At 55.6% G+C, this 22,363-nt stretch carries 20 protein-coding genes and 2 tRNA genes; 8 read left to right on the forward strand and 14 right to left on the reverse strand.

From position 1 onward, the window contains the following. Window positions 1–34: 34 nt before the first annotated feature. The 6 genes from ABIE64_RS16575 to ABIE64_RS16600 all read right to left on the reverse strand — a co-directional run bounded on the left by ABIE64_RS16575 (window position 35) and on the right by ABIE64_RS16600 (window position 8,073). A complete protein-coding gene (locus ABIE64_RS16575; protein WP_354378001.1) occupies window positions 35–1,522 on the reverse strand; it encodes an NAD-dependent succinate-semialdehyde dehydrogenase in 1,488 nt (495 codons plus the stop codon). Between the two features lie 178 nt (window positions 1,523–1,700). Then, window positions 1,701–1,949, reverse strand: a complete 249-nt coding sequence (locus ABIE64_RS16580; RefSeq protein WP_354378002.1) for a hypothetical protein — start codon at window positions 1,947–1,949, stop codon at window positions 1,701–1,703. A gap of 26 nt (window positions 1,950–1,975) precedes the next feature. Continuing rightward, window positions 1,976–5,170, reverse strand: a complete 3,195-nt coding sequence (locus ABIE64_RS16585; RefSeq protein WP_354378003.1) for an ABC transporter transmembrane domain-containing protein — start codon at window positions 5,168–5,170, stop codon at window positions 1,976–1,978. Between the two features lie 87 nt (window positions 5,171–5,257). After that, window positions 5,258–6,037 (reverse strand): MBL fold metallo-hydrolase, encoded by a 780-nt coding sequence (locus ABIE64_RS16590; protein WP_354378004.1) that lies wholly within the window; start codon window positions 6,035–6,037, stop codon window positions 5,258–5,260. Window positions 6,038–6,170: 133 nt separating this feature from the next. Next, window positions 6,171–6,986 (reverse strand): ion transporter, encoded by an 816-nt coding sequence (locus tag ABIE64_RS16595; RefSeq protein WP_085642155.1) that lies wholly within the window; start codon window positions 6,984–6,986, stop codon window positions 6,171–6,173. Between the two features lie 130 nt (window positions 6,987–7,116). Then, window positions 7,117–8,073, reverse strand: coding sequence for an acetyl-CoA carboxylase carboxyltransferase subunit alpha (locus tag ABIE64_RS16600; RefSeq protein WP_007088932.1), 957 nt, complete (start codon window positions 8,071–8,073; stop codon window positions 7,117–7,119). A gap of 158 nt (window positions 8,074–8,231) precedes the next feature. On the opposite strand from ABIE64_RS16600, the gene ABIE64_RS16605 reads away from it, so the two are divergent. Beyond that, window positions 8,232–8,735, forward strand: coding sequence for a GNAT family N-acetyltransferase (locus ABIE64_RS16605; protein WP_114093684.1), 504 nt, complete (start codon window positions 8,232–8,234; stop codon window positions 8,733–8,735). 12 nt (window positions 8,736–8,747) lie between these two features. Here ABIE64_RS16605 and ABIE64_RS16610 read toward each other — a convergent pair whose 3' ends face one another. Next, window positions 8,748–9,113 (reverse strand): winged helix-turn-helix transcriptional regulator, encoded by a 366-nt coding sequence (locus ABIE64_RS16610; protein ID WP_354378005.1) that lies wholly within the window; start codon window positions 9,111–9,113, stop codon window positions 8,748–8,750. Window positions 9,114–9,258: 145 nt separating this feature from the next. Between ABIE64_RS16610 and ABIE64_RS16615 the strand changes: the two genes are divergently transcribed. Continuing rightward, window positions 9,259–10,281 (forward strand): zinc-binding alcohol dehydrogenase family protein, encoded by a 1,023-nt coding sequence (locus ABIE64_RS16615; protein WP_354378006.1) that lies wholly within the window; start codon window positions 9,259–9,261, stop codon window positions 10,279–10,281. A gap of 77 nt (window positions 10,282–10,358) precedes the next feature. Here ABIE64_RS16615 and ABIE64_RS16620 read toward each other — a convergent pair whose 3' ends face one another. Beyond that, window positions 10,359–11,345: an HpcH/HpaI aldolase/citrate lyase family protein gene (locus ABIE64_RS16620; RefSeq protein ID WP_341363247.1), complete on the reverse strand. Its 987-nt coding sequence runs from the start codon at window positions 11,343–11,345 to the stop codon at window positions 10,359–10,361. 411 nt (window positions 11,346–11,756) lie between these two features. Between ABIE64_RS16620 and ABIE64_RS16625 the strand changes: the two genes are divergently transcribed. After that, on the forward strand, window positions 11,757–12,917 hold the full coding sequence (locus tag ABIE64_RS16625; protein ID WP_354378007.1) for a GGDEF domain-containing protein: 1,161 nt from the start codon (window positions 11,757–11,759) through the stop codon (window positions 12,915–12,917). 151 nt (window positions 12,918–13,068) lie between these two features. Continuing rightward, a complete protein-coding gene (locus ABIE64_RS16630) occupies window positions 13,069–14,925 on the forward strand; it encodes a calcium-binding protein (protein WP_354378008.1) in 1,857 nt (618 codons plus the stop codon). Window positions 14,926–14,934: 9 nt separating this feature from the next. Here the strand turns inward: ABIE64_RS16630 and ABIE64_RS16635 are convergent, their stop codons facing one another. Further along, window positions 14,935–15,459 (reverse strand): glycine cleavage system transcriptional repressor, encoded by a 525-nt coding sequence (locus tag ABIE64_RS16635; RefSeq protein ID WP_007088925.1) that lies wholly within the window; start codon window positions 15,457–15,459, stop codon window positions 14,935–14,937. A 253-nt stretch (window positions 15,460–15,712) separates the two neighbouring features. On the opposite strand from ABIE64_RS16635, the gene ABIE64_RS16640 reads away from it, so the two are divergent. Next, a complete protein-coding gene (locus ABIE64_RS16640) occupies window positions 15,713–16,201 on the forward strand; it encodes a fasciclin domain-containing protein (RefSeq protein ID WP_354378009.1) in 489 nt (162 codons plus the stop codon). Between the two features lie 80 nt (window positions 16,202–16,281). Here the strand turns inward: ABIE64_RS16640 and ABIE64_RS16645 are convergent, their stop codons facing one another. Continuing rightward, window positions 16,282–17,022: a tellurite resistance TerB family protein gene (locus ABIE64_RS16645; protein ID WP_354378010.1), complete on the reverse strand. Its 741-nt coding sequence runs from the start codon at window positions 17,020–17,022 to the stop codon at window positions 16,282–16,284. Between the two features lie 222 nt (window positions 17,023–17,244). Further along, a tRNA-Arg gene (locus ABIE64_RS16650) sits at window positions 17,245–17,321 on the reverse strand. A gap of 335 nt (window positions 17,322–17,656) precedes the next feature. On the opposite strand from ABIE64_RS16650, the gene ABIE64_RS16655 reads away from it, so the two are divergent. Next, window positions 17,657–18,778, forward strand: coding sequence for a hypothetical protein (locus tag ABIE64_RS16655; RefSeq protein WP_071239592.1), 1,122 nt, complete (start codon window positions 17,657–17,659; stop codon window positions 18,776–18,778). A gap of 113 nt (window positions 18,779–18,891) precedes the next feature. After that, window positions 18,892–19,272 (forward strand): DUF4169 family protein, encoded by a 381-nt coding sequence (locus ABIE64_RS16660; protein WP_354378011.1) that lies wholly within the window; start codon window positions 18,892–18,894, stop codon window positions 19,270–19,272. 80 nt (window positions 19,273–19,352) lie between these two features. Here ABIE64_RS16660 and ABIE64_RS16665 read toward each other — a convergent pair whose 3' ends face one another. The 3 genes from ABIE64_RS16665 to lipB all read right to left on the reverse strand — a co-directional run bounded on the left by ABIE64_RS16665 (window position 19,353) and on the right by lipB (window position 21,856). Continuing rightward, window positions 19,353–19,892 (reverse strand): hypothetical protein, encoded by a 540-nt coding sequence (locus ABIE64_RS16665; protein ID WP_354378012.1) that lies wholly within the window; start codon window positions 19,890–19,892, stop codon window positions 19,353–19,355. Window positions 19,893–20,178: 286 nt separating this feature from the next. Then, on the reverse strand, window positions 20,179–21,198 hold the full coding sequence (locus ABIE64_RS16670) for a diguanylate cyclase (RefSeq protein WP_114093678.1): 1,020 nt from the start codon (window positions 21,196–21,198) through the stop codon (window positions 20,179–20,181). Beyond that, complete coding sequence (gene lipB, locus ABIE64_RS16675) at window positions 21,191–21,856, reverse strand: lipoyl(octanoyl) transferase LipB (protein WP_037988144.1); 666 nt, start codon at window positions 21,854–21,856, stop codon at window positions 21,191–21,193. Before lipB ends, ABIE64_RS16670 begins: the two co-directional genes overlap by 8 nt. 118 nt (window positions 21,857–21,974) lie before the next feature. Here lipB and ABIE64_RS16680 point away from each other — a divergent pair. Then, window positions 21,975–22,061, forward strand: a tRNA-Leu gene (locus ABIE64_RS16680). Window positions 22,062–22,363: the final 302 nt, after the last annotated feature.

The following is a 22,363-nucleotide window of genomic DNA, read 5'->3' on the forward strand; positions in this document are numbered from 1 at the left end:
TTCTCCCATGTGAATGCGGTGGCTGCTGCGCATGTTACTGTTTGAACGCGGCGCAGACATATTTGAGTTCTGTGAATTCTTCGAGGCCGTGGCGCGACCCTTCGCGGCCAAGGCCGGATTGCTTGACCCCGCCAAACGGGACAGGTGCGCCGGTGATTTTCACGCAGTTCAGTGCGACCATGCCGTATTCAAGTGCGTTTGAAACACGCGCGGCGCGATCATGATCCTTGGTATAGACATAGGCCGCCAGACCATATTCGCTATCATTGGCGCGGCTGATGACTTCTTCCTCGGTATCGAACGGGATGACCGGGGCAACCGGGCCAAAGGTTTCCTCGTGATAGATTTTCATATCTTCGGTCACATCGGCCAGAAGGGTCGGGGCATAGAACAGCCCGCCCATCTTTTTGCCACCGGTCAGAACGCGGGCACCCTTGGCGCGGGCATCTGCAACATGTTCATCGCATTTGGCAACCGCACGGTCATGCATGAGCGGACCGATTTCGGTGGTGTCATCAAGCCCGTTGCCAACGCGCAGTTCGCCGATTGCCTTGGCATATTTGTCAAGGAACGCATCATAGATATCACGATGGACAAAGATGCGGTTGGCGGCAAGGCAATCCTGCCCGCTGGTGGCGAATTTGGCCCCGACCGCGTGATTGACAGCCTCATCCAGATCGACATCGGGGAACAGGATGAACGGCGCATGTCCGCCCAGTTCCATCGACATTTTTTTGACGGTCTGAGCCCCTTGCGACAGCAGCAGTCGGCCGACTTCGGTCGATCCGGTAAAGGACAGTGCGCGCACAACCGGGTTGCCGCAAAGTTCGCCAACAACCGGATTGGGATCGCCGGTCACGACGTTAAAGACACCGGCCGGGATGCCGGCCCGTTCGGCCAGTTCGGCAAGGGCGGTGGCCGAAAACGGCGTTTCGGTCGCCGGGCGGACAATCATGGTGCAACCGACTGCCAGTGCGGCGGCGGCCTTGCGCGTGATCATCGCACACGGGAAGTTCCACGGTGTTACTGCCGCGGTGACGCCAACCGGTTCGCGTTTGACACTCATATTCCGGCCGGGCAGGTGGGATGAGATGTTTTCGACATTCACCCGTTTGGCTTCTTCGGCGAAGAATTCGATGAAGCTTGCGGCATAATCAATCTCGCCACGGGATTCCGAAATCGGTTTGCCCTGTTCAAGCGTCATCAGAAGGGCGAGGTCTTCCTTGTTTTCAATCAGAAGATCAAACCAGCGGCGCAGACGCGCGGCGCGATCCTGCGGCAGAAGGGCGGCCCATGCCGGAAAGGCCGCATGGGCCGCGGCAATGGCGTTACGGGTTTCGGCAATGCCCATATTTGGCACGGTACCAAGAAACGCACCGTCGAACGGATTGGTGACTTCGATAACCTGACGGTTGTCGGCCGAGCACCAGCGCCCGTCAATATAAGCGTGTTCGCGCAGAAGCCGAAGATCGGACAGCTGGCTTAACGACACGCAGCGCTGTTCTTTGAGTTGTGCCGTCATGAAAACCTCCTTGAAACAAGGCCGCGCCTTTTGGCGTCAGCCCCTGTTTTGTTGAACTGCCAGCAGGCTATCAACAAGCTGGCAGAGGAGGTCTCCGAACTCGATGCGATTTGATGCGGTTTTTTTGGCAAGCCCCGGTCGAAAGCAGATGTTTTTTCTGCCGGGGCTGTGCGGATATTCAATCGTCGGCGTTATCTTTGAGAAAAGCGCGCATTTCGCGGCGTTCGCGCCGTTTCTCGATGACGGTGCGGATGATGATCACGGCAAAGAACAGCACAACGATGCTGGTGGACATCGGAAAGGCGACCGGGATGCCGATGATAAAGACAATGGCACCAAAAAGCCCGCCGCCGATCATCGCCGCCATTCCGCCAAGCAAGGCGATGGCGAAAACGGCGGCGATGATGATGGAGGCAAGCTTGTTCATAACAGGTCCGGTGGAGCGTAATTCACTCAGCCACTGCGGCTGGTAAGCTGTTTGGTGGTGACATCAACACGGTGGGCCAGAACGCGGATCAGCTGAACGGCAACCGCCTGGTCCTGCCGGACAAGGCCAAGGAACTCGTTTTTATCGAGTTTCAGGACCGTCATTTCCTCGACCGCGCGAATGGTTGCGGAACGCGGTGCATCGACCAGAAGGGCGATTTCACCAATGACTTCCTTGGGTTCGACATCGCGAAGCTTGATTGTTTGGGCTTCGTCGGTCGTCAGCCAGATTTCACCGCGCCCGGAAATCACGATAAAGGCCGCATCCCCCGGGTCGCCCTGTTTGACCAGAACCTCGCCGCGTTTGAAGGTCAGACGCGGGCTGGTAAAGGCAAGCAGCTTGATCACGCTGGGGTCAAGGCCGGCAAACAGCGGAATGGTCCGAAGCAGCCGGACTTCCTGTTCGATGCTGCCATCATTTGCATCAGATGCGGTTTCGGCGACTTCGTCTTCGGCCTGTTCGGCGTCGGCATCGTCGATTGCATGGCTTTGGCGTTTAACGATTTTGCCGTTCGCCATATGCAGATAGGTTCCGAAACGCTGGCTGTCGGTTTCATCACCATCAACCCAGATCACACTGCGATGTTCGGATTGCCCGGTCAGCCAGTCAATGACCTGTTCGCGTGTTTCACGGTCCAATGCCGAAAGGGCTTCGTCCACAACCATCAGATCGGGATTCTTGATCAGGGCACGGACCAGCGCGATTTTCTGACGCAGGCTTTGTGAAACGCGGCTGCCGCCGACACCAACCTGACTATCAAGGCCAAGTGTGACAAGCGCCTCGTAAAGGCCGCCTTCATGGGCGATTTCAAACAGCACTTCGCCAACACGTTCTTCGGAATTTGCACGGCCATAGGCAAAACGACCGAACAGAAGGTTGTCGATGACGGGGGCCGCAGCGGCATATTCATCTACCTTGAAGAAGTCGATCATGTCCGCCAGATCGTCGGGCAGTTTGCCATAGAATTTCGGACGCGCTTTGAGGACCAGCTGGCGGAATTCGTCATCGATGACGCGCAAACGATGGCGTGCCGGGGTCAGGTTCATGGCGACGTCAAGGAGGCGTAGCTTGTCCTCGGCGCGCATATCCGTGATCGCGACCCCGTCGGTGCGTTTCAGCATGTTTTTGACCTCGGGCAGTTCGTCGGCCGAGATAAAGCTGTAACGGTCAAAGAATTCGTGTCCGGGCGGCAGGCCGGTAAACAGTTCGACCATCAGATCAAGCGTGTCGCGGCCCATGCTGATCATGACGTCGTAAAGCCCGGTCTCGCGCAGGGCTTCCTGCATATAGGGATGCGACAGAAATGCCGTGCGTTCGAAATCGGACCGGGCCGGGGCACCAAACAGAATGTTGACGCCGACCGGTGCGTTGTCGTTGTAAAGATCAATGTCATAGGGTTCGACCAGATCGGACAGGCCACGCTCGGCAAGGATTTCCTTGAGTTTCGGGCGGGCCGTCAGAACGGCTTCGACCAGATCCGGGCGTTCTTTCGGATCAATGCGGCGTTGCAGGCCGATGCGGTAAATATCGCGGTCAAGCTGCACGACTTCAAGCAGGCGCATCAGTTCGACCTTCAATTCATCAATCGAATTGAAGCCCGGACCGATATAGTCGATCCATTCTGCCGCCGGGTCATAGGGGATATTACCGGACCGCTTGATTTCGTCGTACATCTCGTCGGTCAGACGCCACGGCAGATCGGTCGGATCGGTCAGTTCGATATGGTCGACAAATTTCGGCAGCGGCAGTTTCAGGTTTTCGTCATCCCCGTCACCGTCACCGTCTTTTTCATCGCCGGTTTTGATAGCAAGGATCGGACGGTGTTTCAGGCCATAAAACAGGTTGTCGGCGATGGTGCCGTTAAACAGATAGGCGTCATTGCCGATATAGGCCAGACGTTGCCCGAATGTGGATGCCGGAAGGTCTTCGGCATTGCGGTCGCTGAACTGGATGCGGCCACCGGTCGGGGTCAGTAACCGCGCGATCAGGCGGGCCAGTTGCGATTTTCCGCTGTCAGCCGAGCCGGTCAGAAGGGCCGAGCCCGGCAAGGGCATGTTGAACGACACATTTTCAACAACCCGGGTGCCGTCATCATCGACCCATGACAGGGCCGCGACATCAAGCGGTCCGGGCAGGCGTTCGGATTTCGGCGCGATCAGTTCGTGTTCACGGCCAAGATCAGGCAGTTCGAACTGTTCGTGAAGCTGTTCATATTTGATCCGCGCATCGGCAAGGCGCTGGTAATAGGCCAGAAGCTCTTTCCAGGGGGCCGACATATCCTTGTAGGCGGCAAGGGCCGCGACCAGCGCACCGAAGCTGAGATCCCCCATGATCACCAGATAACCACCAATCGAATAGAAGAAGAACGGCGTGATCTGGGCGATGAAGTTGTTCAGGAACTTGATAAAGAATTTGCGGAAATAGATTTCCTTGCGGATTTCAAAAATCCGGCCCATCCGCTGGGTGAAATGGGTCAGCTCGAAACCTTGCGTTTCATGGGCGCGGATATCGGTCGCACCGGCAACGACTTCGCCGATATGTTCAGACATGCGGCGCACATTCTGCACGCGCTGTTTGCCAAGCTGGTTCACGCGGCGTTGCAGTTTCGGGATCAGGTAGCCCTGCAACGGATAAAACGAAATTGCCGCCAGCCCCATCAACGGGTCCTGAATAAAGATAAAGGCCGTGATCGTGACCAGAATACCGCCCTGATAAAGCGGCAGCGAAAACGCTTCGCCAAAGAAACCGCCAAGCGGTTCTGCTTCGGCGGTGATCATGGAAACGATTTCACCCTGGCTGGTTTTACGGAAATGCGGCAGCGGAAAACGCAGAACCCGTTCAAACAGGGTATAGCGCAACCGGCGCAAAAGCCGTTCGGACATCACGCCGACATAGACGTTGATGAAATATTTGAACCCGCCATTGATGAAGACCAGCGCGAGAAAGATACCAGACAGGGTGAACAGATATTCGATCTGGTTCAGTTCGATGCCAAGAACATCATAAGGTTCGCCAGCGCCACCGATTGCCTGGTTGACGATCAGCTTTGGCAAATCCAGCGAGTAATACAGAAATGGAAAGGAGATCACCGTGACCAAAGTCAGGATAATCTGCTGTAAGCTGCTGTGTTGCCAGATATAGGCAAAAACCGACTTTGGCATTCACGGGTCCCGTATTCTTGTCGGAACGGATTTTTTACCCGTTCCTATTGCTCGTTTTGATGCAGAATGTACCCGGCCTTTAAGGCTTTAGCCAAGTTCGAAACTTTGACCCGGTTCAACAAAGCCGCAAAAGCCGTCAGAAACCGCATCGGGCTTTGGATAGGCCTGATAGTGATAGAGCCACATTTTGGCTTTGATATCGGCAGGAAGGGTCACAAGCTGTTCGTAATGGGCATGAACGCCTGAATGGCGGGGACCAAGTTCGCAGTCCTGAAAAATGATATCTGCTCTCTGGTACAGCGGCATATGGGCATCAGGATTGAAAATCGCATCTGTCGTCAGGAAGAAGCTTTGTTTTTTCCCATGCCCGAACAGCGCGTAGGAAAGCATCGTCCCCTGGGACGTCACGATATGTTCAACCGGGATGACATCAAAATGCACGCCCTGCCAGTCAAACCCCTTGGCCGGGCTGAGTTCATTGACCTTGAAATAGGATGACAGGCTGTTATTGCCCTGATCGCTGATCTGAAGTCCGCCGCGCAGGCTGTGTTCCCAAAGCGGTTCAAGCAGGTCGTGAACGGCAAACAGTTTGGCCTGATGACCTTCGAAAATGAAATAATTGGCCAGTGCCATCCATTCCAGACCGCCAATATGATCCGAATGCAGATGGCTGATATAAACAGCATCAAAGTCATTGGGCATATAGCCCAGATTGCGCAGCGAGTGCCGTGCATCTGAACCACAGTCAATCAACATGCGTGCCGGTTGGTCACTGCCGGGCTGAACTGCTTCCAGAACCATATTGCTCTGGAAATTGTCAGCCGCCATGCAGAATGCCGAACCTGTCCCCGCAAACGTAAGCTTCATTCCCCGATCTCCCGACATTTTGACGAAAGATTAGACGAGGTTTGGGGCAAAGAACCACCCCCTTTGATGGGGAAATGCTAATTTTCCGGATAAAAGCAGCGGGCTGACCCGCGGTTCAGCAAGGTATAGCGCGCTATTCGCCGGGTTGGCGAACCGTTTCAATGTCCTTTTTGCCATCGGCCAGACGGGTGACTTCGGCACGCAATTCCCGCAATTCCCGCAGGATTTCGTGATGATCAAGGCCAAGTTCATTGCGAGTCTGCGTTTCTTCGACGTCAACATGGGTGGCCATGGCATCGACGACGATGGCAATGAACAGGTTCAGAACGGCAAAGGTGGTGACCAGGATGAAAGGCACGAAAAACAGCCACGCCAGCGGATAGATTTCCATAACCGGGCGGACGATTCCCATCGACCAGCTTTCGAGCGTCATGATCTGGAACAGGGAATAAAGCGACGCGCCGATGGTGCCAAACCATTCGGGGAAGCCCGATCCGAACAGCTTGGTCGCCATGACGGCAGACACGTAAAACACCAGCAACAGCAGGGTCAGGACCGACACCATACCGGGAATGGCCTTCATCAGGGCTTCGACGACCTTGCGCATCGAGGGTACCGTCGAAATCAGGCGGAAGGCACGCAGGATTCGAAGGGCACGCAATACCGATACGCCCTGCCCCATCGGCAGCAGGGTGATGGCGACAATCGTAAAATCAAAGATGTTCCATGATCGCCGGAAAAAGCCCAGCCGATACACGGCCAGTTTCATCAGAAGTTCGATGACGAAAATCGCGACCGCGATCTGATCAAGCAGATGCAGGATCGATCCGGCGGCATTCATGACGGTTTGGGAAGTTTCAAGTCCGAGAATGATCGCGTTGATCGCAATGACCGCAGTGATGAAATTCTGGAACTTTGAAGATTCGACGATCCGGCGCAGCGTTTCCATTAAACCCTCCCGGTGGGTACCGGTTCAAAAGGCGCGGCAGCCGGGGTTTTCACCGACGGGCGGGACTGCGCCGGAAAGAAAACACGAACAGGGCGCAGATCAGACTTGCTGACGACTGCGCCCTGCGAAATCAGTTCAGGCCGTGACGGCCCATATCAAGGAACTTGTCACGACGACGCGCCTTGAGCACACCGCCTTCGACATTGTCCATGGCTTCAAGTGCTTTGACGATTGCGGTGCCAACCCGTTTGCAGGCATCGACCGGCGAACGTTGTGCACCACCCAGCGGTTCGGTAATGATTTCATCAATCACACCTAGCTGGTGAAGGTCCTGTGCGGTCAGGCGAAGGGCTTCGGCCGCCGTTTTGGCCTCGTCACCCGAACGCCACAGGATCGAGGCGCAGCCTTCCGGCGAGATCACGGAATAGATCGAGTTTTCAAGCATCATGACCGAGTTTGCGACCGCAAGCGCGATGGCACCGCCCGATCCGCCTTCGCCGATAATGACCGAAATCAGCGGAACCTTGATATCAAGGCAGGCTTCGATTGACCGTGCGATGGCTTCGGACTGTCCGCGTGCCTCGGCATCGGCACCGGGGAAGGCACCGGCCGTATCAACCAGTGTGATAACCGGAATGCCAAAACGTTCGGCCATGCGCATCAGGCGGATCGCCTTGCGATAGCCTTCTGGTTTGGCCATACCGAAATTGTGCTTTACGCGGGATTCGGTATCGCGGCCCTTTTCATGACCGATCACCATGACGCTGCGCCCCTGCAAGCGGGCCAGACCACCAATGATGGCTTCGTCTTCGCCAAACAGGCGGTCACCGGCAAGCGGGGTGAAACCCTCGAACAGGTGGGCGACGTAATCGGTGAAATGCGGGCGATCAGGATGACGGGCAACCTGCGTTTTCTGCCATGCGGTCAGCTTGCCATAGGTGCTTTGCAGCAGCTTGGTCAGCTTGTCCTGCAGGCGTGCGACCTCGTCGGCGATGTTGACTTCATCATTGCCGGTCAGGTGGCGCAATTCTTCGATCTTGCCTTCGAGTTCGGCGATCGGCTTTTCAAAATCCAGAAAGTTATGCATCAGGGCATCATATCCGGCTGGGAAACAATGAGGCGGAACATAGTTGATCAACCCGTCACGTCAAGGGTTGAGGTCCGATAGGCATATAAATTCCATCCTTGCACGAATTATATCGTATATTTCGCGCTGCACAGTGACAGTTTTGCACACGGAAATCCATGACGTCCAGTATCGAGATCACATCGCCCAGCGATCCCGCCCTTGTTCCGTTCGACCGGCTTGTTGAAATTCTGCTGGCCGCCTTTGCCTTTCAGGACGATATCGTCGATCCGCCAAGTTCGGCAAAATCGGTCAATATTGCCGAACTTCAATGGCGGTTTGCCCGTGATACGCTGTTTCTGGCCCATGATTCAGCGGGTCGTGTCATTGGCCAGGTCTGGATCGAGGATGTTGGCAAAGACGCCTATCTTTATAAATTGTCGGTTGATCCGTCCATTCAGGGTGGCGGCATTGGCAAGGCACTGGTCGAGGCGGCCTGCGCCCATGCCGAAAAGGCGGGCAAGGCAAACATGCGGCTCCACGTTCGGGTTGAACTGACCGGTAATATTGCCTTTTTCAAGTCGCGCGGCTTTGAAATCGCCGGTGAAGGCGTTCACGATGGTTATGATCGCACGACATTCTGGAAAATGGCGCGGCCTTTACAGATGGCGAAATCGGCCTGATCCAACCGGCAGTCAGGCGACGCTGGTTTCGGGTTTGGTGGCATAATAGGGAACGTGGGTTTCGCCCCAGTCCTTGAGAGCCACGATAATATGGCGCAGCGTCTCGCCCTTGGCCGTCAGGCTGTATTCCACGCGCGGCGGGACTTCGGCATAGACTTCGCGGTGGATCAGGCCGTCGGCCTCCATCTCGCGCAGTTGGCGGGTCAGCATGCGCTGTGTCACGCCGGGCATCAGACGACGCAATTGATTGAACCGTTTTGTCCCGTCCAGCAGATGGAACAGGACGACACCCTTCCATTTGCCACCAATCACGTCCAGTGTCCCTTCGACCGGGCAACCGGGGCTGCGATCCGGGGGGCAGGCCAATCTCGATGCCATCAAATGGCTCCTTAAATCCGCAGAAAAGGTCAATAGTATACAAAATGACACTATTGGTCCAAATTGTGCTTACTTACGATTATCGCTATAATGCGCTAGGTCTGGTGCATTCGCAATTCAAACCTTTGATCAAAAGGATGACATGATGAAAGCAATCGGACTTTATAAAGTAGCCCCCGTCGAGACGGACGGGCTGTTCCGTGAAATCGATATGGAAACTCCAAAGGCCGAAGGCCGGGATATTCTGGTCCGGGTCAAGGGTGTTGCCGTCAACCCGGTCGATTTCAAAGTGCGCCGCGGCAAGGCGGATGATGGCAATTTCAAAATCCTCGGCTGGGATGCGGCCGGTGTTGTTGAAGCGGTTGGCGAGGATGTCACCCTGTTTCGTCCGGGTGATGCGGTCTGGTATGCCGGGGATGTGACCCGGTCTGGCAGCAATGCTCAGTTCCAGCTTGTCGATGAACGGATCGTTGCGCCAAAGCCAAAGTCGCTTGGCTTTGCCGATGCGGCGGCACTGCCATTGACCACGATCACGGCGTGGGAGGCCCTGTTTGACCGGATGATGATTCATCGCAACGCCAGGGACGCCAATGCGGGCAAGGTGCTTTTGGTGATTGGCGGGGCTGGCGGGGTTGGATCGATTGCGATCCAGTTTGGCAAACTGGCGGGATTGACCGTGATTGCAACCGCATCGCGCCCGGAAACCATTGATTGGGTCAAGAAACTTGGTGCCGATCAGGTGATCAACCATCGCAATCCGTTGAATGACGAGCTAACGGCAATCGGCATTGCTCATGTCGATTATATTCTGTGCACGTCGGAAACCGATCAGTATTTCGATGTGATGGCTGAAATCATCGCCCCGCAAGGCCGGATCGCGACGATTACCGAGGCCAGCGAAAACCATAATGTCGATCTGCTGAAGGCGAAATCGGCCAGCTTTTCCTATGAATTCATGTTTACCCGTTCGATGTTCCAGACCCCGGACATGATCGAACAGCACAAATTGCTGGCGACCGTGGCCGATCTGATCGATGCCGGAACCTTGAAAAATACCGCAAATGAAAGTTTCGGGGCCTTGACACCCGAAAGCCTGCGCAAGGCGCATGCGTTGCTGGAATCCGGCAAGGCCATTGGCAAGATCACCTTTGAGGGCATCGCGGATTAATCTGTTGCGGTTGCCATAAAAACAAAGGGAAAGGGGTGCCGCCCGGCACCCCTTCTTGTTTGGCAGAGTGTAATGATTTATCCCGCGTCGCGTGCGGCAATGGCTTCGGCCTGTCGGACCATGACTTCGGCCTGTTTGATGGATGCGATATCGATCAGTCGGCCATCAAGGGCGACGGCACCGGCACCTTCGGCCTGTGCCTTGGTCATGGCCTCAAGGATGCGTTTGGCCTTGGTGACCTCGGCCTCGGACGGGGAATAGACATCGTTGGCAAGGGTGATCTGGCTGGGATGGATGGCCCATTTGCCTTCGCAGCCCAGCACCATGGCGCGCGCGGCCTGCGCACGGTAGCCATCGGGATCGGAAAAATCGCCAAACGGCCCATCAATCGGACGCAGGCCATTGGCGCGTGCGGCAACAACCATGCGGGCAATGGCGTAATGCCACATATCGCCCCAGTGATAATCGCGGGGATTGTCGCCGTCCTTGTCGGTCAGAACGCCATAATGCGGGTTCGGGCCGCCGATGCCGGTTGTCATGGCCTTGGTCGAGGCGGCGTAATCGGCAACCCCGAAATGCAGGCTTTCATTGCGTTTGGAGGCACCGGCAATTTCGTGGACATTCTGCATGCCAAGGGCGGTTTCAATGATCAGTTCGAACCCGATGCGTTTTTTGCGGCCTTTGGCGGCCTCGATCTGGGTTGCCATCATATCAAGTGCATAAACATCGGCGGCCGTGCCGACCTTTGGGATCATGATCAGGTCAAGCCGGTCACCGGCCTGTTCGAGCACATCGACGACATCGCGATACATATAATGTGTATCAAGACCATTGATGCGGACCGAAAGCACCTTGTCGCCCCAGTCGATATCGTTGATCGCGGCAATGATGTTTTTGCGCGCCTGTTCCTTGTCGCTTGGCGCAACCGCGTCCTCAAGATCAAGGAAGATCGCATCGGCCTTTGATCTGGCGGCCTTTTCAAACAGTTCGATGCGGCTGCCCGGAACGGCCAGTTCGGACCGGTTCAGACGTGCCGGGGCCGGGGTCGGTGTGGTGAAGCTCATGGTAACGTCTCTCCAAAGCCTGTCATTCTGGAAGGATCGGCCTGTTTGTGTCTGGGCCAAGCTTCCGGCGTTAAATGCTTTTGTCCCGTTTTCGGGATCGTACCGTGGCCGCCGTGACAGAATTCTGAGCCCGCGGTCATTGTGCGCCGCAGTGAGATAGAGCGAATTTGATCCAATTTATGGTGCGCATGCTAACAGATGCAAGCCATTTTGCGCACACGACCATTGTCTGATGCCAACCGGAAGGCAACCCTGATGCGGGTCTGTCCGACTGGATTAGAAAAAACGCAGAAACAAGGCATAAAGCAATGGCCCGTTAAGGGCGCAGTGGTTAGATTACCCGGAATATTGCGGATCGGCTGTGCCCGTTTCCGTATCCTTGGGGGAATTTCAGGCAGAACCAAACCGCCCATGCGTCGCGCTTATTCCATTCTTGTCTCTGCCGGGCTGGCACCCTTTCTGATTTTGGGGGCTTGCCTTGTGCTTGCGCTTTCACCGGGGCTGGTGCCGGGTGAACTGGCAGGGCTTGTGCGATATGGCCCCTTTATTCTGGCCCTTCTGGGCGGTGCGATCGGCTGGTGGTTTAACCGCGGGCGGGCGGTTTTCGTCATGATCCTGCTTCTGGTCTGCTACTGGTTGCTGGTGGGAAATGGCGGCGGATTTTCAGCCGATGGTTTGGCATTCCTGCGCATTGCGACGCTTTATCTGATCCCGGTTAATCTGCTGGTTCTGGGATTTACCGCCGAACGCGGGGTTCTTAATCCACGCGGTATTGCGCGGATGCTGGTGCTGGGATTGCAGCTTTTTGTCATGCTGATGCTGGCCGGCAAGGCCGATGTCGGGGCGGCGCTTTATCAGGTCCTTAATTACCGGCTGATCGATACCGGAAGTTTCATGGCCGACATGCCGCAACCGGCCCTTATCCTGTCGATCCTGTCGGTCGGTATTTTGCTTGTATTGCATCGGCCGCTTGAAACCAGCTTTGCCGCCGCGATCATTGCTATTGCGGTGGCAACTGTCATGGGCCCCGGTTTTATCAAGTTCGGTTATCTGGCGGCAACCGGCGTGGTTCTGGCCGGGTTGGCACAGGAAGCCTGGCGGATGGCATTTGTCGATGATCTGACCGGGTTGCCCGGGCGGCGTGCGCTGGGCCATGCCTTGGCCGAACTTGGCAGCCAGTATGCGATTGCCATGCTTGATGTCGATCATTTCAAGAAATTCAACGATACCTATGGCCATGATGTCGGTGACATCGTGCTGCGCAAGGTTTCCCGCGAACTGGCGCGCGTTGGCGGCGGAGGAAAAGCCTTCCGCTATGGTGGCGAGGAATTCACCGTTGTCTTTGCCGGACGGAGTGCTGAAAAAGCCCACGAGCCGCTTGAAGCCCTTCGCAAGCGGATTGCCGCAACCAGAATTACCCCGCCCGACAAAAACAAGACGGTTTCCGTGACAATTTCGGTTGGTCTTTCGGAACGTGACGACGATGTTGACGATCCCTGGGCGGTGCTGAAACAGGCAGACGAAAAACTTTATGCCGCCAAGCAGGCCGGGCGTAACCGGGTTGCGGTTTAAGGGCGTCATTGGCGCGGTGTCGTGCCATTACTGGCAGAAAACCCGCATTTCCGGTTGAAAATCGAACTATATTTTAGGTTTTATTTTCCTTTTTAGAATCACCCATAGGGCGTACCGTTGAGTCGTTTCATTCAACGACAGGAGGCCTTCCATGGCACGGATCATCGGTACAAACGAAGACGACGTGTTGAACCATACCTCTCGTGGTCGTGACATTATTTATGGGCTGGATGGTGATGATGAAATCCATTTCAGCCAGTCAGACACGGTGATCGGTGGAGCCGGGGCCGACAGCTTTTTCGTCAGTGGGCGATCTGACGATTACGTATTGTCCTATGCGACGTCGCGCGAACCGCTAACCTTCAAATTCTACAATAACGAAGATGCCCCGTCTGGCGAACAGGTGGCCGAACTTGACGTCAGTGGTGGTGATGCGGATGGCGATCAGCTGATTGTTGGTGAGTATGGCGACCATATCTCCCAGAAGCTGGGCGTGATTGGTACTGACGGAGACGATTATTTTGAAGGAGAAATAAGTGCGGTCGAAGGTGGCGGCGGTGCCGATACCATCAACTTTGATTTCCGCGATATTTTTCCCTCTTCCTATTCCCGCTATGCGCCGACTGTTGCCTATGGCAGTTCGCCCGAAGCCATTTACTTCGATCAGGACAGCATGAAGGGTTATGGCGGGGATGCCGAGGGGGACAGAATTTCCTTTGCCGACGATAGCGAGCTTCGCGATCTGAACATACGCGGATCAAATCATGATGACCTGCTGATTGGTGGGGAGGGGCGCGGTGGCACCCTGTTTGGCGCGGGGGGCGATGATTTGATGATTGGTCGCGGTGGTGACAATACAATGGTCGGCGATACCGGCAATGACACCCTGATGGGAAATGATGGTGATGACCACCTGACAGGCGGCCGTGGGGCCGATTTCCTTGATGGCGGCAGCGGGCAGGACACGATCAGCTATCAGACGTCTGCCGAGGCTGTGCATATTGATCTTGGCGCGGGCATTGCCGAAGGTGGGGATGCCAACGGGGATGTCCTGATTGATGTCGAGGACATTTTCGGAACCAGCCATCGCGATCTTTTGATCGGTGACGATCAGGACAACAATATTGATGGCTATTTTGGATATGACACCATCTATGGCAAGGGCGGTGATGACACGCTAACCGGGGCGACGGCCTATGGTGGTGACGGCAACGATACCCTTTCTGGCACGGAATATGGCCAGCCTGATCGCGACTACCTTTACGGTGATGCCGGTGATGACACCATTCTGGGTAATGAAGGCGGCGATTATCTATATGGCGGCGAGGGCAATGACACGGTTCTGGCCGGTGAGGTGTATTATGACGATGATCTCTTTCCGCCGGACGGCACCCATGCCGATGGCGGAGACGGAGATGACATTGTCAAAGGCCACAATGCGGACGACTTTCTTTATGGCGGCGCCGGGAATGACCTTATCGAGGGTGGTATGGGTGATGACGCAATGTATGGCAACGATGGTCAGGACATCATGCGCGGGGATCACGGCGATGATCAGTTAGTGGCGGGTGCTGGTCGCGACCTTCTGGAAGGTGGTCGGGGCGCGGACCGGATGTTCGGGCAAGACGGGCATGATGTCCTGCGCGGGGATTATGGCGAAGACGCGCTGTTTGGCGGGGATGGCAATGATCTTCTGACCGGCGGTGCATCGTCGGACAATTTCGTCTGGGTCCGGTTCGAAGGTGGGGCGGAACGCGATCGCATTACTGATTTCGAAGCAGGCGAAAATGGTGACAGGCTTTTGCTGGGCAAGACATTCCAGGAAAAAAGCGGCATCGATGATTTTGATGATTTCATCCATCACGCCGAACAGAACGACACAGGTGTTTATGTCGATTTCAGTGGTGGTCGACATTACAGCTATGGCGTTCAAATCGACGGGATCGAGATCGGCGATCTGGTTGAAGGCAACGTGACCTTTGATGTCGACGATTACGGAAGCTTGTAAGCCGCGACGCTATTTCAGTTCTTCAAACCCGAACAGCATGCGCATTGATCCCGCGGTGTTGGCAAGCGTTGCCAGACAGGCAGCCGCACGGTCGGCCGGGATTGCAACCGCAAAGCGTGTGGTATAAATGCGCGCGTCTTTTTCATCGGTTGCCGATGCCGCCAGTTGCACGATATTGGCGTTGAATTCGATGAAAATTTCCGACAGCCGGGCGATCAGGCCGGGTTGATCAATGCCGGAACATTCAATCATGTGCGTGGCCCCCGGTGCGCGGGTCAGAAGCGGGGCGGGCTGAATTTCCTCGACGGTGATTTCGGCCTGTTCCATCGGCAGTTCACAAAGGGCTGCCTCGCATTCGGTGATCGGGCAGGTGTCGGGCAATTCGCAGGTGGTGACAAAATTCGCGCGCCCCTGATCGAGCACAAAGCTGGTCGGCCCCAGATTGGCACCGATATCAAACAGACGACCGGATATATCCGATACCAGACCGACACGATCAGTGCAGGAAATGGTGATGCGCGTGTTGGCATTCATGCGTGGGGCTCCTTGAGGCGATCATAAGATGGCATCAAGCATAGCATTCCTTGCCGTTTCCGGGCACCGGCTTTTTCCCGTTTTCAAGACGCACAATCGATGCTGTACGCAGGACTGCCCTGTGTGGATGTCGGGCGGTCATCACAATTAAATGATGGATCAGAATGGATCCGTTGGGTGCGAAGGGTGCGTACGGATTTCGACAGCACAAATGTCGGGAACATCCGACGACATATGGACAGGAGTTCGAAACATGACTGCTTTGAAGAAAACCGTGATCGCAACCGTTACCGCCGCGGCATTCGCATTGGCAACCCTTCCGGCAAAGGCTGCCGACATCGTGGATACAGCTGTATCTGCCGGGTCCTTTAAGACGCTTGTTGCCGCGGTTCAGGCAGCCGGGCTTGTCGAAACCCTTAAAGGAGAAGGGCCCTTTACCGTTTTCGCGCCGACCGATGATGCGTTTGCCAAGCTGCCAGCAGGAACTGTCGACGACCTTCTGAAACCGGAAAACAAGGAAAAGCTGGTGGCCATCCTGACCTATCATGTGGTGCCGGGCAAGGTTATGTCTACGGACATCGCGGGCAAGGAAATGGAAGTTGCCAGCGTTCAGGGCGACACCATTGATGTAAATGCGACCAGTGGTGTCATGGTTGACGGTGCAACGGTAACCCAGGCCGATATCGAGGCCGACAACGGCGTTATCCACGTTATCGATACCGTCATCATGCCGGGTATGTAATCGGCCAGAATATATTTGCGCAAAAAAGTCAGGCCCGGACGGGATCGTCCGGGCCTTTGTGTGTTATGTCGGCTGGTTTGTTATCTGGTGGCGAATTCGCGCCGTGCGCCTTCGGCCTGTGTATCAAGATGGGCCCGCAATTCGCCAGGCAGGCCAAGGCAACCGGCCAGCCGGTCAAGATATTGCTGTTCGACCTGTTCATCGGGATCAATCGACAGGCTGGATGCCAGATAGATTTCGGCACCCTGTTCGCTGGTGCGTGCGAGACGGGCAATCGCCAGCGGATCGGCATCGGCGGAAAATGCATCAAACAGAAACGCCTTTTCCGATGCGCCCAGTTCAAACTGTTCGATCTGGGCGGCAATGCGTTTGTGTTCTGCCTGATCGATATGTCCGTCGGATTTGGCGGCGGCAATCATGGCGCGCACCAAAGCAAGACGGAAATCAACATCATCCTCGCCGCGTTCCTGCTCCGGGGCAAAGCCGCTATCGGCTGGAATACTGGCAAGATCGGTGTCGCGTGCATGGTTTTGTGGTTTCTGGCGGTTGCTGTAATCGCGCCATGCCTTGTAGGCAAGCCCCGCAACAAGGGCTGTGCCGCCGTACGCCAGCACCTTGCCGCCCATCTTGCGGCCCTTTTTTGAACCAAGAACCGCAGATATCAGCCCACCGCTTAGCGCGCCACCAACGAGACCGCTATTGCCCAGTACCTTGCCGATTCCGCTGGTCGATCCGCCGGAAGTGGCTTGCTTGATCCGGTCGCCGATCTGGCCGGTACTGCCGGAACCGAGTACGCCACCGAGAATTTTTCCGATATCCATTCCTGTCTCCTTGCGGGCGGGATTGCTGTTCTCCCCAGATATGTTTGAGGGACTGGCTGGGGCAAGGATGATGGATAAAAGTTGCGTAATAAGGGCAGATAACCGGTCTGAAAGTGTAATCCGCTTCACATTTCTGCGTTCCGAAAGGCCGGACGGCGAAAGCGCGATAAATTTTGATCCGGAAATGGCAAAGGCCCGACGCGATAACGTCGGGCCTTTGAATGGCGCGCCCGGAAGGATTCGAACCTCCGGCCTTCTGATTCGTAGTCAGATGCTCTATCCAGCTGAGCTACGGGCGCTTTGCCTTGGTTTCCGCCAGTTTGCGTTGAGTGCTCCCCGTCGGCGGAGCGGAACTTATGCAAACGAGCGGGGCATTGCAAGCGGTAAATTTCAAAAAACCGTATTTTTTCCGAATGCAGGTTTTTTACCGCTGCTAGGGCCTTGTTCTGCCCCGGTTTGTTGCTTTTGACAACGATATGACAAACTATGGCTAAAAAAGGGGCAAATGCGTCTTGTTCCACACGTGGTCGTGGACTAAGATGCATTCAATCCCGGGGGAGCAGGGGCTTGTTTCAATTCATAAAAAAGCAGGCCCAGGGAGATTCGCTTATTCCTACTTAGGTAATAGATCGAAATGGCCGTTCGTAAAACCTACCTCGCCGTAATCGGCGCCGCCCTTTTGCTGGGGGGATGTTCTTTTTCTTCAGAGGCCCTTTGGCCGACTTTGGCTGGCGAAGAGAATGCCGGCTCTGAAAATTCAGCAGCAATGGCTGATACAAGCGGGGCAGATGCTACGACATCAAGCGATGTTGCGCGCAGTTCCCAACCGCTTACAGGCATTTCGCAGACCGGAACCTTTGTCGGGTCCAAGGTCGAAAACATGCAGTCCGAGCTTAATCGCCTGAAGGCTGCGCTGAATGATCACAACAACGAATTGCAGCAGCTTCGTGCGCAGACAGTTCGCAATTCGCAGGCCTATCACGGGACTGTGGCAGCGATCAGCGCACGTTTGCAGGTTGGTACCACGCCGGGCAACCCGGTTCTGGTGCAGCAGTGGAATACTGCGCAGCAGGAACTTGATCGTGTGAATGACGACATTGCGGCGATGAATTCGCTGGCCAACAAAGTGGCCGCTGATTCGACCCTGTCGACCTTCCTGCTGGAATCAGTCCGGTCTGCCTATCAGGTTTCCGGTGCTGTTGACGAAGATCACCGTCAGCTCGCACTGCTTGAAGACGAAACCAATCGCACCACGGTTCTGATTGATCGTCTTCTGAATGAAATCAGCGAAGGCCTTGCCCGTCAGACGTCTTATGTCAGCAACGAGCGTGCAAACCTCAATGCGCTGGCACTGGCCGTCAAGAATGGCGAGATTTTCGGTGACGCGCTTTCCAAGCGTGTCTTCCAGTCACAGGCTGCACCGGCATCTGCCGGTGCCAGCATGGCATCGGCCAGCGAACGTCCGCTGGTGGTTATCCGTTTCGACAGCGCGAGCGTGAAATACGAGCAGGCGCTTTATAACGCGGTCAACCGCGTTCTGGAGCGCCGCCCGCAGGCCAGCTTTGATGTTGTTGCGGTAACGCCGAATCGTGGTACCCCGGCGCAGGTTGCGCTGAACAGCAACAAATCAAAACGCAATGCGCAATCGGTTCTGCGTTCCCTGACAGATATGGGAATGCCCAGCACGCGTGTACGTGTTTCTGATGCGACCAGTGCCTCGGTTTCGGCCAACGAGGTACATGTCTTTGTCCGCTAAGGCGGTTTGAGGCAGCAGGTTTTATCAACGGTTTGCCAAGCTTCCAGGCGGGTGCCCTGATCATTCAGGGTGCCCGTTTGTCATTTCAGGCCGCGATGAAAGGGGACGTCCGCATGGGCGATCTTGTCAATCTGCGTCAGGCGCGCAAGCAGAAGAAGCGCACAGCCAAGGAAAAACAGGCCGATGCCAATCGTGCCCTGCATGGCCGAACACGCGGCGAGCGCACGAAAAAAGACGCCGAGGACCGCAAGGCCGACAGGCAGCATGATGGCCATTATCGCGGTGGTTCCGAACCGTCTGAAAATACTAGATCCGATGAAACCGGCGATGAAACCGAATCCGCTGTTGCCGGGGGCCGGAAAAATTCCGATGACGTCGATATGGCATCTTCGGACACCGACACCGACACCGACATCGAAACCGGCGCTGGTAGCGACAACGTGATTTCGTTCTTCCGCGCCGCCAATCCGAATTCCAGACCCGATAACGATTAAGCACAAAACGCTTTAGTTCCCCCAAATGGTGCCGGTCGCAGATTTTCATGCCGGGCCGCATTCATGGCCGGAATGATTGCCTATCTTACAAGCGTTTCGGCTTCGCGTTTGCTTTGATCAAGCGCTTCGTCCCAGCCCATCAGCCAGTCTTCATGATCGCGGCTGTCGGACGGATAGGGGTTCTCGGTTAACCGATGGGACCCTAGTCCCGCCGAGAAACCCGATCCATAAGCGGGATTGGGAAGGTGCCGTTCATGCACAACCGGGGCATTGGTATCGTAAATCTGATTGCGAAAGGCCGGTAGTGAACACAATACCCCATCATCAATCCCCATCGGATAGGCCATCATCATGGCCCTGCCAAGGGATGTGATGGACAGGCTGTTATCCGTTGCCGTGTCCACCAGACCGGCAATTTTCAGATGCGAAATTGCGTTACTGATGCGTCGTCGCAAGTCGGGTGAGTCTTCGACAATGATCTGATTGCCGTCATCATCCGTGCAAAACAGGGATAAAATGCGTTCAAGCAGGATGCTTTGGTCAAGGTTGCCATCGGCACCGCGGAGCACCGTCAGCATCAAGGCGGGATCGCCAGGCACGAAATCAGTCGCAGTGGACATCAGGAGCCTCCGTTCTGTCCGAACCGAATTCCCTCCCATAGGCAGCGTTTTCTCTCTCGTTTTCGGGGCCGTCGCCGGACCCTGCTGCCTTTTATTATTATAGTTTGCAGATATGTTTCCATCTTGTGAAGACAAGATTGCGCTTTGGTAGAATTTTTTGATTTTTAAATAGATTTTGACGCAAATCGCGCGCTACCCCGCAAGAAATGCGGTGGATTCAACGCGATATCCCATGTCCGGATCGCGTCGCTAAAAACGATCACATTTTCGATATCGGCTGCGGTACTCAGGCGTCGGATTTCGATCCGTCGGTTTTGCCGGTATTCTTGGGGCCATCGGGATTGCGCCAGACCCGGACCTTGTTCCGGCCGCCTTCCTTGGCGGCATAGAGCGCCTGATCGGCCTTTTCGATGATCTGTTCGATCGTGCGGGTTTTGGTCATCGGGGCCGCCCCGATAGAGGCCGTGACCGGCAAAATCGTACCATCATTCAGCGTCACCGGGGATGCTTCGATAACGCGGCGCAGGCGTTCAAGAACGCGTGCGGATTGCTTCATGTCGGCATTTGGCAGGCAAATCAGGAATTCTTCACCGCCATAACGATAGACCTTGTCGAACGGGCGGACATGCGATTGCAGGATACCGGCAACCGATTGCAGCACCAGATCGCCGGCCTGATGGCCATGTGTGTCATTGACCGCTTTGAAGTGATCCAGATCGACCAGGGCAATCGCGGTTGGTGTATCGGTGCGCACAGAACGTTCGCGTTCATTGCCAAGGTCGCCCAGCATGGTTTGCCGGTTATAGGTGCCCGTCAGCGGGTCGACATCGGAACGTGCGGTCCGGAAGGCCCGTTCGAGCCGACGAAGCTGGGCAAAAAACGATTCGGCGCGCAGTGACAGCATTTCGAATTCGGCTTCGTCGACGCTGCCATCAATCTCGTGGCCGTCCAGAAGCCGTCTGGCGGACGCATGAAGCTGTTCATGGGTTGTGGCAAGCGCATGCATCGCAGGCTGGTCTATGAGCCTGTTATGGCGATTAAGCGCATACCATGCCCCGAAGTCGCAATCGTGATCTTCGCTATGGTCGTGGGCTGTTGTGGGGGGCTGTTTGCCCGCGGGCAGGGTCAGGCGGCGGCACCATCCCAGCAGAAGCGAGATATGTTCGCTAAGCGCCTTGTCGAGTTCTGCCAGAATATCACGTTCCGCATCAGCCATGCCGACTTCGGCGATGCTTTCGCCCATCTTCCGGGAACTGCCCGGTTTGGCTTTGCTGTTTCTGGCACCCCTGTTCTGGCTGTCACTCATCTGCGAATCCGGGGAATACATCGACAAAGGTCTGTTTTAACAGCCTATCGAGTTCCGCCATAGAAATATCGACGCCCAGATCGGCAAGGCTTGTGACCCCGTGATCGGAAATGCCGCATGGGACAATGCCGCCGAAATGCGATAAGTCGGGATTAACATTGATCGCGATGCCATGGAACGTGACCCAGCGTCGCACCCGCACACCGATGGCGGCGATCTTGTCTTCGCGTCCCCCATCGCGCACAACCCAGATACCGACCCGACCATCCCGGCGTTCGCCGGTAACCCCCAGCAATGCCAGGGTGCGAATCACCCATTCTTCAAGGTTATGGACATAGGCCCGAACGTCCCGACCGCGCTTTTTTAAGTCCAGCATCAGGTAAACGGTGCGCTGTCCGGGGCCGTGATAGGTATATTGCCCGCCGCGTCCCGCGTCATAGACGGGGAAGCGATCCGGATCGACAAGATCTTCGACATGCGCGCTGGTTCCGGCCGTATATAGCGGCGGATGTTCCAGAAACCATACCAGTTCCGTGGCTTTGCCGTCATGGATGGCTTCGGCGCGCGCTTCCATTTCGGCCAGCGCTTCGGGGTAGGAAACCAACCCGGAGGCGGTGCGCCAGTCGGGAATTTGCGCGGTAGGGGCGATGGTTTGCATTTTTCCTGTCAAATAAGTGAAATGAGCCCTTGATCAGGGGTAACCTTTTTGCTATCTCCCTTTCCGCACCAAGGCAAGCCCACAAAATTACCTCAACGGGCTTGCAGACAAGACATATGCGGTCGTGGCGGAATTGGTAGACGCGCAGCGTTGAGGTCGCTGTGGGCTAACCCCCGTGGAAGTTCGAGTCTTCTCGACCGCACCATTATCTGGATCCCTCCTTCGGGAAGGGTCATGAAAAGAACCCGCCAGCGATGGCGGGTTTTTTCGTTTCGGATGATCCCCATATGAAACGGGACCGCTATTTGGTCGGTAACGAGGAAAGTTGCAGTGTGGCGTTGAAAATTATGCAATGCTGACCCTTGTCGTGTTTGGGCGGTTCTTTGAACTGAATGCTTCAAACCGGCTTGAAAGTACTTTACGCTGTGCGCCCCACTTAAAGACAAAATAATCAGGATTTAACCAATTTACGGTTAATTTGGCTCAAATACCTGAAATTAAAAGGTA

This window comes from Thalassospira sp. MBR-102 (assembly GCF_040549275.1).
GTDB classification, from domain to species: domain Bacteria; phylum Pseudomonadota; class Alphaproteobacteria; order Rhodospirillales; family Thalassospiraceae; genus Thalassospira; species Thalassospira xiamenensis.